The sequence below is a fragment of the Cupriavidus sp. 207A1 genome (assembly GCF_057798955.1).
The window spans coordinates 222,999-238,522 of the sequence record NZ_JBYOJO010000001.1; the positions used below are offsets into that span (position 1 = coordinate 222,999).

A 15,524-nucleotide genomic window follows, 5' to 3' on the forward strand; every position below is an offset into this window, starting at 1 on the left:
GGATGGTCGGGTCAAGATGGCGTGGCCTCGTCTGCAGCCATATCCTCCGCAGCGTGCAGTGCGCAGGCGATTCAGCCGTCGCTGCGCTGCTGCGCGGGGGGTGCATGCCATTGTTCGGCCGGCACCGTCACCGGCTCCTTCGGTTGCAGCACGAAATGCGGCGACATGATCTGCACGTTGTGGCGATTGAACTCGTCCTGGATCGCGGCATGCAGCGTGGACAGGGCGAAGAAGCGGTGGCGCGGGTCTTCGATGGCGAAGAACAATTCATATTCCACGTAGAAGTCCGACAGTCCGCGCTGGAGCACAAAGGGTGCGGTGGCCGGGTCCAGCCCGGGCACCTGGCGCGCGGCATTGAGCAGCATCGCATGGACCTGGCGCCAGGGCGTGTCATAGCCGATCGTCACCGCCGATGACAGCAGGGCCGCGCTGCCCTGGTGGACGTCGCCCGAGCGCGAATAGTTGTGCACGGCGCTGCCGACCACCACCGCGTTCGGCAGCGTGACCTGCTCCCGGCGCAGGTTGACCAGCCTGACCGACAGCGGACCCAGGTTCTCGACCCATCCCACGGTATCGCCGATGCTGACCATGTCGCCCACGCGCAGCGCGCGCGCATACACCAGCACCATGCCGCTCATCAGCTGGTTCACGACATTGGCCGAGCCCAGCGTCAGCATGAAGCCGAGCAGCACGGACACGCCCTTGAACACGTCGCTCTGCGACCCCGGAATGTAGGGGTAGGCAAAGGTGAAGCCGAGCGCCCACACCAGCACCATGGCCAGGCGGCGCGTCGCCGGCACCGTCTCCGGATGCAGGCCGGGCACCGTGAGGTTGCCGCGCTCGGTGGCCGTGAACACGCTCGAGACCACGGCCTGCACGCCACGCGTGATGAACAGGATGATGGCGACCACCAGCAGGCCCGGGACGGCGCCGACCACGGCGTTGCCGATGCCTTCCAGCAGCCGCCACAGGTAGGCGCCCATGCGGTCGCCGAGCGGATGCGTCAGCGGAAACTGCAGCAGCGAGAATTCCAGCCAGACAAAGGCGACCAGCGCAAACAGCGCTACCGCCAGGATGCGTACGATGCGGTCGGTCAGCTGGTAGAGCGCGGCGGTCCAGTCGAAGCCGTTGGCGGTGCGCGCCTTCAGGTGCCGCTGCAGCGAGGCGTCCACCACGCGCCCCAGCAAGCGCCGGGTCCTGGTCAACCCCCAGACCAGCAAGACCGCGACCGCCAGCGCGCCGCCCGTGCGCAAGGCGCCGCGAATCAGCGTAGGCCAATGTTGTTGCTGTCGGCGCGCGGCGACGGCCTGGCCGACATTGTCGACGGTCTGCCGGACCAGGGTCTCGAGCGAGGCGGCCTTGTCCTCGGGATCGAGGTCGCCTTCGACCACGGCCAGCAGCAGCCGCTCGCCGATATAGATGGCTTCGCCGCGCTGGCCGGCAAGCTCGCCAGGGCTGGTGCGCACGGGCTGGCGCAGGTCCGACGGGGTCATGGCTTCGAAGCGGTCGAGCGCGCGCCGCGCGCGCACTTCAGGCGTGACACCGGCCAGCGTGGCACGCAGCACCATGATCGGGCGGTTCATCAGGCGGACTTCGACCGGCACGGCCGCCGCTTCGGCGGCGGGATCCGGCGCGGCCCGGACCGCGGCGATGCCAAGCCACAGCAGGATGGCCAGCACGGGGAGCCGCCGCGTCAGCAAGAACACCATGGTCATCCGTCGCTCGCGTGATTTGGGAAACGGCGGTGCCACCGCCGCGCGCGTTCCCCATCCATGCGGGCCGGGGACAGAGTTGGGTGCATGGTTACAGCTTGCGATTTGCAGCGGAAGTGAAACTTTTTGGGCGGCGAGCTTAGAAAAATCGCTGCCTGTTGCTGCGGCGTGGGCGTCACCTTTGGGGGCGGACCGGATTTCCGCTGGCGCGCATCGGTGCCACCCCGACGCTTCCCTTCCGGAACGCGGGTTTTCATTCAATGAAAATAAACCGCAAAAGTTTGACGGCATTTTTGTCGGCTGCCTAACATCGCCCGCACTAGACCTTCATCAGGCGAAACTGCGCTGGCGCTGCCGGCGCAGTGCGAGGAGACAGCAATGCGGACGAAAGGACTGCGCCGGCTGGCGCTGGTGGTCGCGGTATGTTGCCTGCCGTTGGCGCAGGCTGCAGGCCCGGCGGAATATCCGGCGCGGCCACTGCGGCTGGTGGTGCCGTTCACGCCCGGCGGCACCACCGATATCCTGGCGCGCGTGGTCGGTGCCCGGCTCGGCGAGGTGCTCGGACAGAGTGTCGTGGTGGAGAACCGTCCCGGGGCGGGCGGCAACCTCGGCGCGGAAGCGGTGGCGCGCGCCGCCCCCGACGGCTACACCCTGCTGATGGGCACCCTTGGCACGCAGGTCACAAACGCCTACCTGTACGCGCGCATGCCGTACGACGCCGCCAGGGACTTTGCGCCGGTGACGCTGGTCGCCAACTCGCCCAATGTGCTGCTGACCAATGCGGCGCAGCCGGTGCGATCGGTGGCGGACGTGATCGCGCAGGCCAGGAAGGAGCCCGGGCGCATCAACTACGCGTCGACCAGCACCGGCGGCTCGCCGCACCTGTCGGCTGAACTGCTTGCCAGCATGGCCGGCATCAGGCTGCAGCATGTACCGTACAAGGGCGCGGCACCCGCGATGACGGACCTGCTGGCCGGGCAGGTCGAGCTGATGTTCGACAACCTGCCGTCGGCGCTGGCGCAGATCCGGGCAGGCAAGGTCAGGGCCCTCGCCGTGACCAGTCCGCAACGCTCCCCCGTGTTGCCGGACGTGCCGACGGTGCAGGAATCCGGCCTGCCCGGCTACGTGGTGAATTCCTGGTTTGGCCTGCTCGCGCCGGCCGGCACGCCAGCGGAGATCGTTGCGCGGCTGCAGAAGGCGGTGGCCGGCGTGCTGGCCGAGCCCGCGGTGCGCCAGCGCATCGAGCAGCTCGGCGCCATGCCAGGCGGCGACACCTCCGCCGCCTTCGCGGCGATCATCCGCGCGGACCACGACAAATGGTCGCGCGTGATCCGCCAGGCGGGCATCCAGCCCCAGTAAGGCGACCCTTCCACTTCCTGACAATGCCATGACCAAGACAACGCTGCGCGTCGGTTCCGGCTCCGGCTGGTGGGGCGACCGCGTCGAACCGGCCGCCCTCAGCGCGCGCCTGGGCCGGCTCGACTACCTGTGCTTTGAAACCATGGCCGAGGCGACGGTCTCCGCAGCGCAAGTGCGCAAGCGGCGAGATCCGGCCTTCGCCGGCTACGACACTTACCTGGACGAGCGCATGCGCGCCGTGCTGCCGCATTGCCTGGCCAATGGCACGCGCATCATCAGCAACCAGGGGTGGATCCATCCGCTTGGCGCGGCGCGCCGCATTGCCGCGATTTGCGAGGAACTGGGACTTCCGATGCCGCGCATCGCCGCCATCACCACCACCGATCTCACGCCGACCATCTGCGACCAGGATCTGGCGCTGCTCGAGAGCGGGGCGCCGGTTGCGTCGCTGCGCGGCACGCTGATTTCGGCCGAGCCCTACGAGGGTGCGCTGCCCATCGTCAGGGCGCTGGAGCAGGGCGCACAGATCGTCGTGACCGGCCGCGTCGCCGATCCGTCGCTGTTCCTGGCGCCGATGATCCACGCCTTTGGCTGGGACTATGCGCGCGACGTGGACCTGCTGGCGCGCGGCAGCGCCATCGGCCATTTGCTCGAATGCGGGGCGCAGGCAACGGGGGGATACTTCGGCGATCCTGGCTACAAGGATGTGCCCGAACCCTGGAACCTGGCGTTTCCCATCGCCGAGGTCGATGCGCACGGCAATGCCGTCATCGGCAAGGTGGCCGGCACCGGCGGCCGCATCGACCTGCAGACCATCAAGGAGCAGATGTTCTACGAGGTGCACGACCCCGCCCGCTATATCACGCCGGACGTGGTAGTGGATTTCACCACCGCCGTGCTCGAGCAGGCGGGGCCGGACCAGGTGCGCGTCAGCGGCGTGCGCGGCGCGCCGCGCACCGGCACGCTGAAGGTGTCGCTGGGCTGTACCGAGGGCTTTATCGGCGAGGACATGTTCTTCTACGCCGGGCCCGGCTGCCTGGCCAAGGCGCAGCTGGCGCGCGTCATCCTGGAAAAGCGCTTTGCGCTGGCCAACCTGCAGGCGGATGAACTGCGCATCGACTTCCTAGGGGTCAACGCCATCCATGGCGCGGCGTCGCCGGTGCCGCCATGCGAGCCGAACGAGGTTGCAGTGCGCGTGGCCGCGCGCACCCGCACGCGCGAAGAGGCCGCCAAGGTCGGCCGCGAGATCGACAGCATGGCGGTCTGCGGGCTGGCGTCGACCGGCAAGCGCGTGCCGCACCAGGACCGCACGCGCGAGATCATCGGGGTGTGGTCGGCACTGGTGCCGCGCGCGCAGGTCGAGTCCCGCATCCACTTTCTCTGAGGGCCAGCCAATGATCGTTTGCTTGCGGCGCGTCGCGCATACCCGGTCGGGCGACAAGGGCAATACCTCGAATACGGCCGTGATTGCCTATGACCCGGCGTTCTATCCCTACCTGAAGGCGCAGCTCACCGCGCCGGCGTTCAAGGCCCTGTTCGGCGGCGTGATCACGGGAGCGGTGGAGCGCTATGCCGTCGACGGCCTGCAGGTGCTGAACTTTGTCGCGCACGGCGCGCTGGGCGGCGGAGTATCGCGCAGCCTGGCGCTCGACAATTACGGCAAGGCGCTGGCCAGCGCAGTGCTGCGCTTCGAACTGGACATTCCCGACGCGCTTGCCGGCCTGCTGCGCGGGCCGCCGGCCTGAAGCGCTAGCGCGGTCCGGCGCGCCGGGTCCAGGCGCTGCTGATGCGGCGCGCTTCATCCTTCAGCCGCCTGGCCAGGCGCGCTTCGCGCGAGCGCAGCCGTTCGCTGAGCGCGGCAATGCTGAGCGCGCCGAGAGGCTGGCCTTCATAGTTCAGGATAGGCACCGCGATGCCACCCATCTGCTCGACCACCCAGTCGAGAAACATCACGTGGCCGCGTTCGCGCGCGGCCACGGCCTCTCTGGCGATCAGTTCCGGCGTCAGCCGCGGATAACCCGCGAGCCGGCGCGCGGTCTGCTGCAACCGCGTCGCCCGCTCAGCCGGCGGCAACCAGGCCAGCACCGCCATGCTGCCCGCGCCCACGCCCAGCGGCCGGCGCGTGCCGACCTCGACATAGTTGGCGCGGATCGCGAAGGTGCCCAGCTCGATATGCGTGCAGACCGATTCGCCGCGGCTGGCTTCGGTCAGCACGGCGGTGTCCTCGAATTCCTCCACCAGCCGCTCCAGGCTATGCCGTGCCAGCGCGCGCAGGTCGACGCGGCGCTGGGCCACGTCGGCAAGCTGGAAGACCTCGGCGCCGATGCCGAAGCGCCGCTGGGCATCGCGCGTGGCGAATCCTTCCGCGACCAGCATCTCCAGCAGGCGCGATGTCGTTGCCGGGTCGAGCCCGGTGGCGCGCGCGACATCGGACAGGCGCCGCACCTGCGGATCGGAAAGCGCGCGCAGGATGGAGAGCGCGCGCTGCACCGGGGACGAGCGTGGGATGCGGTCGGGCATGGGGTGGCTAGGCTGGCCAGGACGTGGCCATCATCGCATGGATGGTCTCGCATGCCGGCGCTGGCGTTCGCTTCGCGGTGCGACGCGCGGGAGCGGCCCGATGGCGCATGACAGTGCCGTCGTGCAAATCAGAATGAAATGCCATCTAATTGCCTGCATGTTCTGGCTACATCGCCCGCGACGCTTCTGTAAAAACATGTAGCCGTCGCCTAGTATGGATGCGCATGGCATTGAGGCGGGCGGCATTGCCGCGAGGACCAGACGTGGGTTTCCGGCCGTGCGACGACGGTTCATATGGCGGCAGGGGGAATCCTTGGACGAGTCGGCTCCGGACCGGTTTCAGATCCTCGCGCTCTCGGGCGGCGGCTTTCGCGGGCTGTACACGGCCAGGCTGCTTGCCGATTTCGAGGAGGAAATCGGAGCTCCGATTGCGACCCGCTTCGACCTGATCGCGGGGACCTCGATCGGCGGGGTCATTGCGCTGGCCCTGGCGCTGGAGCTGCCGGCAAGCCGCATCGTGGACCTGCTGACGCGGCATGGCGAGCAGATCTTTCAGCGGCGCTGGTCGCTTGCCGGCATCTGGCGCGCGCCGTTCGGCTCGCGCCGGCTGCTGGAACTGCTGTGCGCCGAGCATCTGTTCGGCGAGCGCCTGCTCGGCGCCTGCGCGCACCGGGTCGTCATTCCCGCGATCAATTACTCCACCGGGCGGCCGCAGATATTCAAGACGCCGCACCACGTCAATTTCAAGCGCGACCACAAGTTCCGCATTGCGGATATCGCGATGGCGACCAGTGCCGCGCCGGCCTACTTCGCGCGCTACACCTTCAACCACAACCAGTTCGTCGATGGCGGCCTTTACGCCAATGCGCCGGGCCTGCTGGCCGTGCACGAGGCGCAGTATTCCCTGCTGCGCTCGCTCGCCGATGTACACGTCATGGCGATAGGAACAATGTCGTCGAAGTTCACCGTGAACCCGCGCCGCAATCGCGAGGGCGGCACCTATGACTGGGGCGGCATCAATCCCGCCAACATGCCCCGGCGATTGTTCGGCCTGTCGATATCGGTCCAGGAAGCGCTGAGCGATTTCATGCTGTCGCACCTGCTGCCGGGGCGCTATGTGCTGGTCGACGATGACCTGACCGACCAGCGCGCACGCGCGGTGGGCATGGACAGGGCTGACCACGCGGCGCGGGAGGTGCTGCTTGGCGCGGCCTCGGAGCGGTCCAAGATCTGCATCGGCAGCCGCGAGTTCCAGCCGTTCCTGAGGCATCTCGCTCCCGCCCCGACGTTTTATTACGGCGAGAACGAGAACGCAGGCACGTTCGCGCGCCGCAGCGCCGGAGCCACGGCCCAGGTGCACAGGATCTCGCCGGCGCGATAGGCCCGGATAGCCGCGTCTTACGCGAACGCGTGGAAGGGACGCCGGACTCCGGTCGGCATGGCGTCCGGCCCGGGCCGGGCCGGCGCGGCGAGCGGCAGGTCCAGCAGCGCGCGCACGTCCCGTTCGATCGTTGCCAGCGATGCCGAGCGGCACAGGGTGCGCGCAAAGCGCGCGTCCAGGCCGGGCGGCAGGCGCAGCCACATATTGTCTGAGATCAGCAGCAGGCGCCGCGGACGCAGCACCAGGCTGGCCAGCCGCAGCTGGTTCCAGCCTTCGGCCAGGTCCTGCGGCATGCCGAACACCAGCAGCGCCGGCGCCGGCAAGCGCAGGTTGCGCGCCGCCAGGGACTCGGTCTCCACCGGTTCCACCCGGCCGATGCCCGGCATCTCGCCGAGCAGGCGCGCGATGCCGTGCCGGTACATCGGCATGTCGTCGATGACCACGGCATGGGCCTCGCCGCCGCACTCCAGCACCTGCGCCGGGGCCGGCGTTCCATGGTTAGTCCAGCTCATTCCTTCCTCCGTTGTCGGGCATTGGCTTCCTGGCCAACGCTTTTCACCGGGATCAGCAAAGGGGATGCCAATGCCGGCAGGGCCCGGGCGTGCGCTCCCGGTCAGCGCCGCGACCCAGGCGGGCCGCGGGTTTGCGGCAGGGCGGCCGGTGCGGACCGGCCCGCGCGCATGGCTGGCATCGGCCCGGCTGGCGTTACGTGTAACGTAACGTGTTACGTCGCCGAACCCTTGCCAAGCCGCGGGACCGGTCAGCAACGGTGCCACGTGACGCTTGCGTCCGGCAGCGACACGGCCAGCGCCACCCTGAACCCGGCACCGGCATCCAGGTCCAGGCAGGTCCAGCCGGACATGGCTATGCCATCTCGCGAAGCCCGCCAATGGCCCGCGCCGCGCCGCCAGTCGTCTTCCGTGGTGTACGCGGTGGGATCGGCCGAGAGGCCGGTGCCGAGCGCTTTCAGCAGCGCTTCCTTGCGCGTCCAGATGCCCAGCAGCGCGTCGGCCGCAGCGGGCCGGGCACGCGCCAGGACCTGCGCTTCCTGCGCGGAAAATATGCCGCGTCCAAATCCCGGGACGGCCGCTACGTTCACGCCGCCGGCACGCCGCTCCACGTCCACGCCGAGGCGGCAATCCCGCGCGAAGGCCAGCAGCGCCAGGCCGTCGGTGTGGGACACGCTGAAGGCCAGCCCGGCCTGCGGCCATTGCAACACCGGCTGGCCGAATGGCGACACGGTCAGGCGCAGCGCTTCGGGCTGGCAGTGCAGGTAGCCGCCGACCAGCCAGCGCAGCAGCCCGCGCCGGGCGACATAGCCATTGCAGTGCCTGGCGTGCCGGTAGGCCAGGGCGCGCGCGCGCTCGTCCGGCGCAAGCGTATGGGCCAGGCGCGTGCATGCCGGGTTGACCTGCGCGTCATCCAGCCGCCATACCTGTACCGCGCCGTCCGGCAACGCCAGGCGCTCCGATTGCGGCAGCACGAACGGCGCGGTATCCACCGCGCCCCGTGCGGCAACGTCGTCATGCTGCATGCCGTGCCACGTCCGCCGCGTCACGCGCCCGCCAGCCCTTCGTCCAGGATCGCCGCCACCGCCTGCAGGTTGGGTTCGAGCACCAGGTCGAAATGGCTGCAGGGCACCTCGGCAATGGTCAGGCCGCCCAGCGCAACGCGCCGCCACAGCGACAGCGGATCGCCGCGCTGCTGCTGCCTGACCGCGGCGCGCAGGTAGAGCACCGGGCTGGCATGGTACGGCCGCGGCCGATAGGTCGTCATGGCGCGCACCATGGTCTCGCGCACCTGCCGCAGTGCCGGCGGCAGCGATTCGGTAAACGCGTCGGGCTTGCAGGTGATGCCGCCGCGGCGCATGCCGACACCTTCCGCGGCCCGGCGCAGCGCGTATTTAAGGTAGCGCACGCGCTGTGCCGCCGGCACCGCGCGCAGCTTGCGCAGCTGCCAGCCGGGATAGTTCCAGCAGTAGCGCATCCAGGTGCGCCACGGCAGGAAGTGCTCGCAGACATAGGTGTCGAGCAGGCACAGCAGCTCGACCTGCTCGCCGGCGCGGGTCAGCTGTTGCGCCATCTCGTACACCACCAGCCCGCCGAACGAGTAGCCGGCCAGCGCGTAGGGACCGCGCGGCTGCAGGCTGCGGATCTGTTCGATATAGCTGGCCGCCATGTCCTCGACACGCCGCTGCGTCGGCTGTTCGCCGTCAAGGCCGCGTGCCTGCAGCCCATACACCGGGCGCGAAGTGCGCAGCGCGTTGACCATGCCCCAGCACTCCATCACCGAGCCGCTCGCGCCATGCACCAGGAACAGCGGCGAGCCGGTGCCGCTGCGCACGGGCACCAGGTTGGGCGAAGTCCGCGGGGACGCGGCTTCGTCGATGGCCGCGGCCAGGCCTGCAATGGTGGGCGCGAACAGCAGTGTCGCCAGAGGGATCGTGCGGCCGGTCGACTGGTGCACGTCCGCCAGCAGCCGCGCGGCCAGCAGCGAATGTCCGCCGAGGTCGAAGAAATTGTCGTCGCGGCCGATCGGGGCGAAATCGAACAAGCGCTCCCACAGCGCCTGCAGATGACGTTCGAGCTGCTCGCGCGATGTGCCGGGCGCGGGCAGTTCGCGCGCCGCCAGGTTCAGGGCCGGATGATTGCGGATGGCGTCGAGGCAGTCCGGATTGCGCAACGCTGAGGCGTTGCCCACCGGCAGGCCGTTGACCGCATTGCGCGCTGCCGCTTCGGACAGTTTGCCGTTATGCGTGGCCGGCAGCTCAGGCACGGCCAGGATGCGGTCGGGCACATGGGTGGGCGAGGCGCGGCGCGCCAGTTCGCGGCGCACGTGCGCGGCGAGCGCGCCGGTCAGCGCGACGCCGTGCTGCAAGACCAGCAGCAGCACCATGCGTTGCTCGTACCGCTGCGCGTGGGTGCGGTCGGGCGGTGCCGTTTGCGCGCGCTGCTCGACCACCATCGCCTCGCGGATCTGCGGGATATCGCGCAGCACCCGATAGATCTCGCCCGGCCCGACGTTGACGCCGCGCACATTGAGCACGCCGTCGGAACGGCCATGCAGCCGCGCCGTGCCTTCGGGCGGAAACTCGATCCGGTCGCCGTGGGTCCACACGCCCGCGTTGGCCGAAAAATACGCCTTGTGGAAGCCCTGGCCGTCGACGTCGCCATAGAAGCCCAGCGGCCGCGACGGGAACGGGTTGGCGCACACCAGCTCGCCGATGCCGCTGGTGGGCGCGCCGTGTTCCCACGCCTGCACATCGAGCGCCAGGCTCTTGCACTGCGCTTCGCCCGCATAGACCGGCAGGTTCGGATTGCCCAGCACGAAGCAGCCGAGGATGTCGGTGCCGCCGGAGATCGACTGCAACGGCAGCGCCTTGACGTGATCGCGCACCCATTCGAACTGCGCATCGAACAGCACCGATCCGGTCGACATCATCGCGCGAAGTGCGCCCAGGTCGAACTGCTGGCCAGGCACCAGGCCGGCGTCCTCGCACATCTTCAGGTAGGCGGGACTGGTGCCGAACACCGTGACGCGCTCTTGCGCAACCAGCCGCCACAACGCGTCGACCGTGGCGATCGGGCCGTCATAGGTGACGATCTCGACCCCGGACGCCAGTGCCGACAGCTGCCAGTTCCACATCATCCACGCGCAGGTGGTGTGGAAGTACATGCGGTCGCCGGGCCGCAGGTCGGAATGCAGCCGGTGCTCCTTCAGGTGCTCCAGCAGGCTGCCGCCGGCGCCGTGCACGATGCACTTGGGCTTGCCGGTGGTGCCCGACGAAAACATGATGAAAAGCGGATGGTTGAACGCAAAGCGCTGGAAGGAGAACTGCGCCGCATCGCCACGGCCGATCAGGTCCGCCAGCGCATGGACCGGCTGGCTGACGGTGGCCGGCAAGGCGCCGTCGTCGAGTTGGATGATGCCCTGCAGCGAAGGCAGCGCGGCAGCCAGGCCGGCGACGTTGTCCGCCAGCGGGATGCCGGTGTCGAAGGCGCGCTGCGCGGTGTGCGCGAGCAGCAACCGCGGTGCCAGCGGGGCGAAGCGGTCGAGCAGGGTTTCGACGCTCATCTCGGCGGCGGCGGTGGACAGCGTGGCGCCGAGCGCGGTCACGGCCAGCGCGGCGACGATGGCCTCGGCGTCGTTGCGCATCACGGCCACCACGCGATCCCCTTCGCGCAGCCCCAGTTGCGACAAGGCATGTGCCGCGCGCGCGACACGCTCGCGCAGTTCGCCGCGAGTCAGGCGTTCACGCCGGCCATCGGCGTGGCATGCGGTCAGCGCCGGTGCGTCAGGGCCCGCGACTTCCAGCCCGAGCAGGTTGTCCGCGTAGTTCAGCAACAGGTTCGGGAAGAAGCGGGCATGTTCGCAATCGTCGCCGACGCAGACCGGCTCTGGGCTGCCCGACCACGCCAGCCCCTCTGACCACTGCAGGAAGCAGCGCCAGAATGTCCGGTATTCCCGTACCGAGAAATCGTGCAGCGCGCCGTAGCGGTGGAACGACTGGCCGGTACACGCCTGCAGCGCCGCGGTAAACGCGGTCATCTGCGACGCCACGGCGCGCTCGGGCGAGCTGACGCAAATGGGAGTGCGACCCTGGTTGACGCTCGGGCAGAACGAGGCGTCCAACAAATAAAATCGATCCATCCGATGCTCCTGAGAGACCGGCGCACGCCATTCGAAGTGATGGCGCGTTCATGGGGTCGAGATTAATGGCTGGCGAATTCTGGTCTGTGCGTCATCGCACGCATGACTGGCAGGCGGGCGTCGTGCAGGGCTCGCTTGCGCCGCGGCGCGCGTGCTGGCACGGCGTTCAGGATCGTTCGCTGGCCCGTATCAGCGGATGACCTTGCCCCCGCCACTAGATTCCAGCCCCGTGGCGTGTGATGAATCCGATACCGGATAGTGCGGACAACGCGGATTGCCATCGCACTTCGCTGCCCTGGAAACCGGGCAAGCGGCTTTTGTCGCTGTGGTAAGGTTGGTGAATGGTTTCGACGACATCCATAGACGAGACGCAGGCGGCACCCGTGCGGTGTCAGGAGAGTCATGCAGCGTGAGTAATGGGAAGGAAACGCCGCGGCGCGCACGGCGGACCGACCAGGTCTCGCTCAGCCGGGCCCTGCGCCTGAGCGTGCCGGCGGAAGCCAGGCCCGCGCCGGTCAACCGCAGGGACTGGCTGCGGCAGCGCAAGGAAGAACTGCAGGCGGCCCGTGCCGCCGCCAGGCAGAGACGCAACCTGCTGCGGGCCGAAATCATGTCGGCCGCGCAGGATATTGCGCGCGAGGAACGCAGCGCCGCGCGGCTGGAAGCGGAGCGGCTGAAGGCCGAAGCCAGGTCCGCGCGCACCTACGCGCGTGAAGACGAACGCGCTGCCGCCAAGTTCGAGCGCGGCCAGCCGAAGCGCCCGGCTGCCAAGACCAAAACGCTGGCCAAGGAGAAAAGCAAGCTGGTCTCCTACGCCGAGCTGTTGCGGCTGCGCAAGTAACCGTCCGGGCTAGCGAATCTTGTCGAAGCCGCTGGCGGCCCAGCGCTCGGCGCTGTCGCGCGTCAGCCGGAAGTCGGGCCGCACCTTGATGCTGGCCAGCACCTCGCCGAAGGCATCCTCGGCGCTCAGCGTGCCGAAGGGCTCGAACTCATCGGGCGTGATCGCCAGCTTCACGGTCACGCTGCCGGCTTCGGCTTCGATGCTGACCTGCTTGTTCAGCTGCGCGTGCAACTGCTGCTCATGGCGCCGGATCACTTCCGAGGCGGTCTTGACCAGGGTCTGGTGCGCGGTGGCATCGAGCGGCTTGGGGTCGACCTTGTTGCGTCCCATGGTCCAGGGGCCGACCAGCGCCGGCTCGGCGCTGCCGTCGCGGATCATCTCGACCGCCCAGCCTTCACCATCCTCGTTCTTGATCACGCGGGCGGTCCAGCCCTTGTCGCGCCACAGGCGCGGTTCGTGGATGGCTGAGGCTTCGTGCTCGGGCAGCGCGTCTTCGGTGTGTGGCATCAATCTCGTGGTACGGGTCGGGGAACCCGCGAGAATACTATAGGGCCCGGCAGCAGGCCCCCGCGCCCTTCATCGCAGACCCTTACGATCGCGTAAACAAGGCCTTCCTGATGATGGCGTGCACGCCCCAGTTGCCGTTCACTACCTGCGTGATGCCGAAATCCACCGCCACCGAGATCAGCGTCACCGCCTCGTCCTCGCTCAGCCCCTTGACCGTCATCAGGAAGCGGCGCGTCTTGCGGAACGCATCGCGCATGGCGTCGTCCAGCGTGGACTTCAGGTAGATGTGGCTTTGCGCCATCTGGCCCAGCTCGGTCAGGTGGTTGGGCGAGCTGAAGCCATGCAGGATCCATTCGTCGGCGGTCTCCACCAGCGGATAGCTCAGGTCCGCGAACGGCGCGCCGCGTTCGATCATGGTGCTCTTGTGCAGGATCAGCTGGAACTCACCGGTCAGCGAGCATTCGATGGCGGTGCCGCACAGCTCGGAATCGCCCTGCGAGGCATGCGGATCGCCGATCGACAGCAGCGCGCCCGGCACCGCCACCTTCAGGTACACGCTGGCGCCGCGCGTGACGCGCCAGTTGTCGAGGTTGCCGGCGAAGCTGGAGGGCGGGATCGAGTCGATCAGGCCGTCCTGCGCGGGCGCGACCGCGATCACGCCGAAGTGCGGCCGGATCGGGATCTCGATATCGCGCAGCACGTCGTGGTTCTTGACGATGGTGTCGTGGTCGACCGGGACGCCGGGATAGTCGATGGTGGGATGCAGCACGCCGAACGGATCGCGCTGCGGCGTCCAGCGGAAGCTGTAGACGGCGCGGGCGCAGCCGTCGGCGCGTTCGCAGTCGATCTCGAACACCGTCACCACTTCGCGCTCGCGCGGCTCGGTCAGCATGTCGCGGTAGTGGAAGCCCCACCAGGTGGCGGCATTGCTGCCGAAGGCGCGGCCGGCAAAGCGGGGGTTGGCGCACGGGCGCGGGCGCACGTCGAGGATGCGCACCTCCAGCACGTCGCCGGGCATGGCGCCGCGTACCGCGACCGGGCCGGTGCAGATATGCACGCCGAAACCCTCGCCGGCACCGCGCCCGTAGACCGACGCGTCAATGGGACCGGCGCCGCGGCGGTCGACATTCTTCTGCTCGGCGGTCCAGTGGAACACGCTTTCGGCGCCGGGGTCGCCGTCGATCATGCGCTCGCGGTCGTCCGACGCGTGCTGGGTCAGCGTTTCGATGGTGACGGTGTCGCCCGACATCACTTCCAGCACGGGCGGCAGTTGGTGGCTCAGGTAGCCCCAGTGCACGGTCTTGTCGGTGGCCTGCAGCCAGTGGTGGCGGCCTTCCGGACGCGCCGCGTGCGAGCGGGCCTGGGTGATGGGGACCACGGACGGCGCGGGCAGCGCGCGTGCGCGCGCACCGTCGTTGGCCGGGGCGCGCTGTGGCGCGGGGCCGCGTCTGGCATCGGCCGGCAGCCCGCGCGACACATTCAGCGGCGGGCGCTGCGCGGGGGTGCCCGCGGCCTGCTCGCGGTAGGCGCGCGGCGAGATCCCGAACTGCTCGCGAAACGCGTGGCTGAAGTGCGAAGGATCGTTGAAGCCCCAGCGATAGCAGATGTCGGAGACCGAGAGCTTGTCGTACTGCGCATTGCCCAGGTCGGCGCGGCACCGCTCCAGCCGGCTGGTGCGCAGGTAGGCGGAAAAGCTGCTGCCGGACTTCTCGAACAGCTTCTGCAGGTAGCGCGCCGACATGTGTTCGTCCGCGGCGATGGCGCTGAGGCTGAGCTCGGGCTCGGCCAGGCGCGCGTCGATGCGGCTGCAGACCCGCGCGAATACCGCCGCGCGCGACGGCGTCATGTCCGCCGGCGCGCTCGGCTGGTTGTCCGACAGGGCCGCGCCCAGGCAGGCGACGATGGTGCTGTCGAAGGGCTGCACCGCGCGGTCGTCGGCGGACACCAGGGTGTCGATGCTGGCCGCCATGGACTGCAGCAGGCGCGCGAACAGTTCCGCCGCGTCGCCGTCCAGCACCAGCGCGGAGCGCGGCAACGGCGCGGTGATGCGCGCATTCAGCAAGGCTTGCCCGATATGCACGATCAGCAGGCGGAAGCCGCTGGTCAGCGCGACCTTGCGCGCCGCGTGCTCGGGCACGCAGACCACCTGGCCGGGACGCAGCGGCTCGCGCAGGTCCGGGCTGGCGAGGTGGGCTTCACCTTCGGTCAGCATCAGCAGCATCAGGCCGCGGCCGTCGCCGGCAGTGATGGCCAGCGTCTGCGGAACCGACGCGATGCAGGTCAGCCCGATGCCGGCAGGCGTGGTGCGCGACTGGATCGTGCCGTGCAGGGTGTGGTCCGCGCACAGGCTCTCGCACTGCAGGCGCGCGGCCCTGAGTTCGTCGCGCCATGCGGCGCCGCGCCGGTTGCGCGGATACGCTTCGGTGGAAAAACGCTGCAGATGCAATGGAGCCTCCCTGGCGTCTGACTGCCACAGCGCCGGGGGGGGGGGGGGGGGGGGGGGGGGCGGGGGGGGGGGGGGGCGGGGGGGGGGGGCACGGGGGGGCGGCCCGAA

General features: G+C 69.2%; 12 protein-coding genes. 5 read left to right on the forward strand and 7 right to left on the reverse strand.

Annotated elements, in window-relative coordinates:
- Positions 1 to 71: 71 nt before the first annotated feature.
- Positions 72 to 1,715 carry a mechanosensitive ion channel family protein gene (locus AC3FMM_RS01030; RefSeq protein ID WP_240987727.1) on the reverse strand — a complete coding sequence of 548 codons (1,644 nt, stop codon included), beginning with the start codon at positions 1,713 to 1,715 and terminating at the stop codon, positions 72 to 74.
- A 375-nt stretch (positions 1,716 to 2,090) separates the two neighbouring features.
- Here AC3FMM_RS01030 and AC3FMM_RS01035 point away from each other — a divergent pair, with 375 nt between their 5' ends.
- The 3 genes from AC3FMM_RS01035 to AC3FMM_RS01045 are packed head-to-tail and all read left to right on the forward strand — an operon-like array spanning position 2,091 to position 4,816.
- Positions 2,091 to 3,071, forward strand: a complete 981-nt coding sequence (locus AC3FMM_RS01035) for a Bug family tripartite tricarboxylate transporter substrate binding protein (RefSeq protein WP_473703270.1) — start codon at positions 2,091 to 2,093, stop codon at positions 3,069 to 3,071.
- 28 nt (positions 3,072 to 3,099) lie between these two features.
- Positions 3,100 to 4,455, forward strand: a complete 1,356-nt coding sequence (locus AC3FMM_RS01040) for an acyclic terpene utilization AtuA family protein (RefSeq protein ID WP_116313423.1) — start codon at positions 3,100 to 3,102, stop codon at positions 4,453 to 4,455.
- Positions 4,456 to 4,465: 10 nt separating this feature from the next.
- Entirely contained in the window at positions 4,466 to 4,816 is a 351-nt protein-coding gene (locus AC3FMM_RS01045) for an AtuA-related protein (RefSeq protein ID WP_116313424.1), read from the forward strand.
- Positions 4,817 to 4,820: 4 nt separating this feature from the next.
- Here AC3FMM_RS01045 and AC3FMM_RS01050 read toward each other — a convergent pair whose 3' ends face one another.
- Positions 4,821 to 5,579: an IclR family transcriptional regulator gene (locus AC3FMM_RS01050; protein ID WP_414248473.1), complete on the reverse strand. Its 759-nt coding sequence runs from the start codon at positions 5,577 to 5,579 to the stop codon at positions 4,821 to 4,823.
- 226 nt (positions 5,580 to 5,805) lie between these two features.
- Between AC3FMM_RS01050 and AC3FMM_RS01055 the strand changes: the two genes are divergently transcribed.
- A complete protein-coding gene (locus tag AC3FMM_RS01055) occupies positions 5,806 to 6,972 on the forward strand; it encodes a CBASS cGAMP-activated phospholipase (RefSeq protein WP_240987728.1) in 1,167 nt (388 codons plus the stop codon).
- Positions 6,973 to 6,989: 17 nt separating this feature from the next.
- Here AC3FMM_RS01055 and AC3FMM_RS01060 read toward each other — a convergent pair whose 3' ends face one another.
- The 3 genes from AC3FMM_RS01060 to AC3FMM_RS01070 all read right to left on the reverse strand — a co-directional run bounded on the left by AC3FMM_RS01060 (position 6,990) and on the right by AC3FMM_RS01070 (position 11,622).
- The gene (locus AC3FMM_RS01060; RefSeq protein WP_488685989.1) at positions 6,990 to 7,484 is read right to left on the reverse strand and encodes a DNA-binding response regulator; all 495 of its coding nucleotides are present in this window, start codon (positions 7,482 to 7,484) and stop codon (positions 6,990 to 6,992) included.
- 248 nt (positions 7,485 to 7,732) lie between these two features.
- The gene (locus tag AC3FMM_RS01065; RefSeq protein ID WP_473703272.1) at positions 7,733 to 8,506 is read right to left on the reverse strand and encodes a 4'-phosphopantetheinyl transferase family protein; all 774 of its coding nucleotides are present in this window, start codon (positions 8,504 to 8,506) and stop codon (positions 7,733 to 7,735) included.
- A 20-nt stretch (positions 8,507 to 8,526) separates the two neighbouring features.
- The gene (locus AC3FMM_RS01070; protein WP_115712188.1) at positions 8,527 to 11,622 is read right to left on the reverse strand and encodes an acetoacetate--CoA ligase; all 3,096 of its coding nucleotides are present in this window, start codon (positions 11,620 to 11,622) and stop codon (positions 8,527 to 8,529) included.
- A 409-nt stretch (positions 11,623 to 12,031) separates the two neighbouring features.
- Between AC3FMM_RS01070 and AC3FMM_RS01075 the strand changes: the two genes are divergently transcribed.
- Positions 12,032 to 12,463, forward strand: a complete 432-nt coding sequence (locus AC3FMM_RS01075) for a hypothetical protein (RefSeq protein ID WP_115712190.1) — start codon at positions 12,032 to 12,034, stop codon at positions 12,461 to 12,463.
- Positions 12,464 to 12,472: 9 nt separating this feature from the next.
- Here AC3FMM_RS01075 and AC3FMM_RS01080 read toward each other — a convergent pair whose 3' ends face one another.
- Positions 12,473 to 12,970 carry a hypothetical protein gene (locus AC3FMM_RS01080; protein ID WP_115682322.1) on the reverse strand — a complete coding sequence of 166 codons (498 nt, stop codon included), beginning with the start codon at positions 12,968 to 12,970 and terminating at the stop codon, positions 12,473 to 12,475.
- 82 nt (positions 12,971 to 13,052) lie between these two features.
- Positions 13,053 to 15,416 (reverse strand): acetamidase/formamidase family protein, encoded by a 2,364-nt coding sequence (locus AC3FMM_RS01085; protein ID WP_414248472.1) that lies wholly within the window; start codon positions 15,414 to 15,416, stop codon positions 13,053 to 13,055.
- Positions 15,417 to 15,524: the final 108 nt, after the last annotated feature.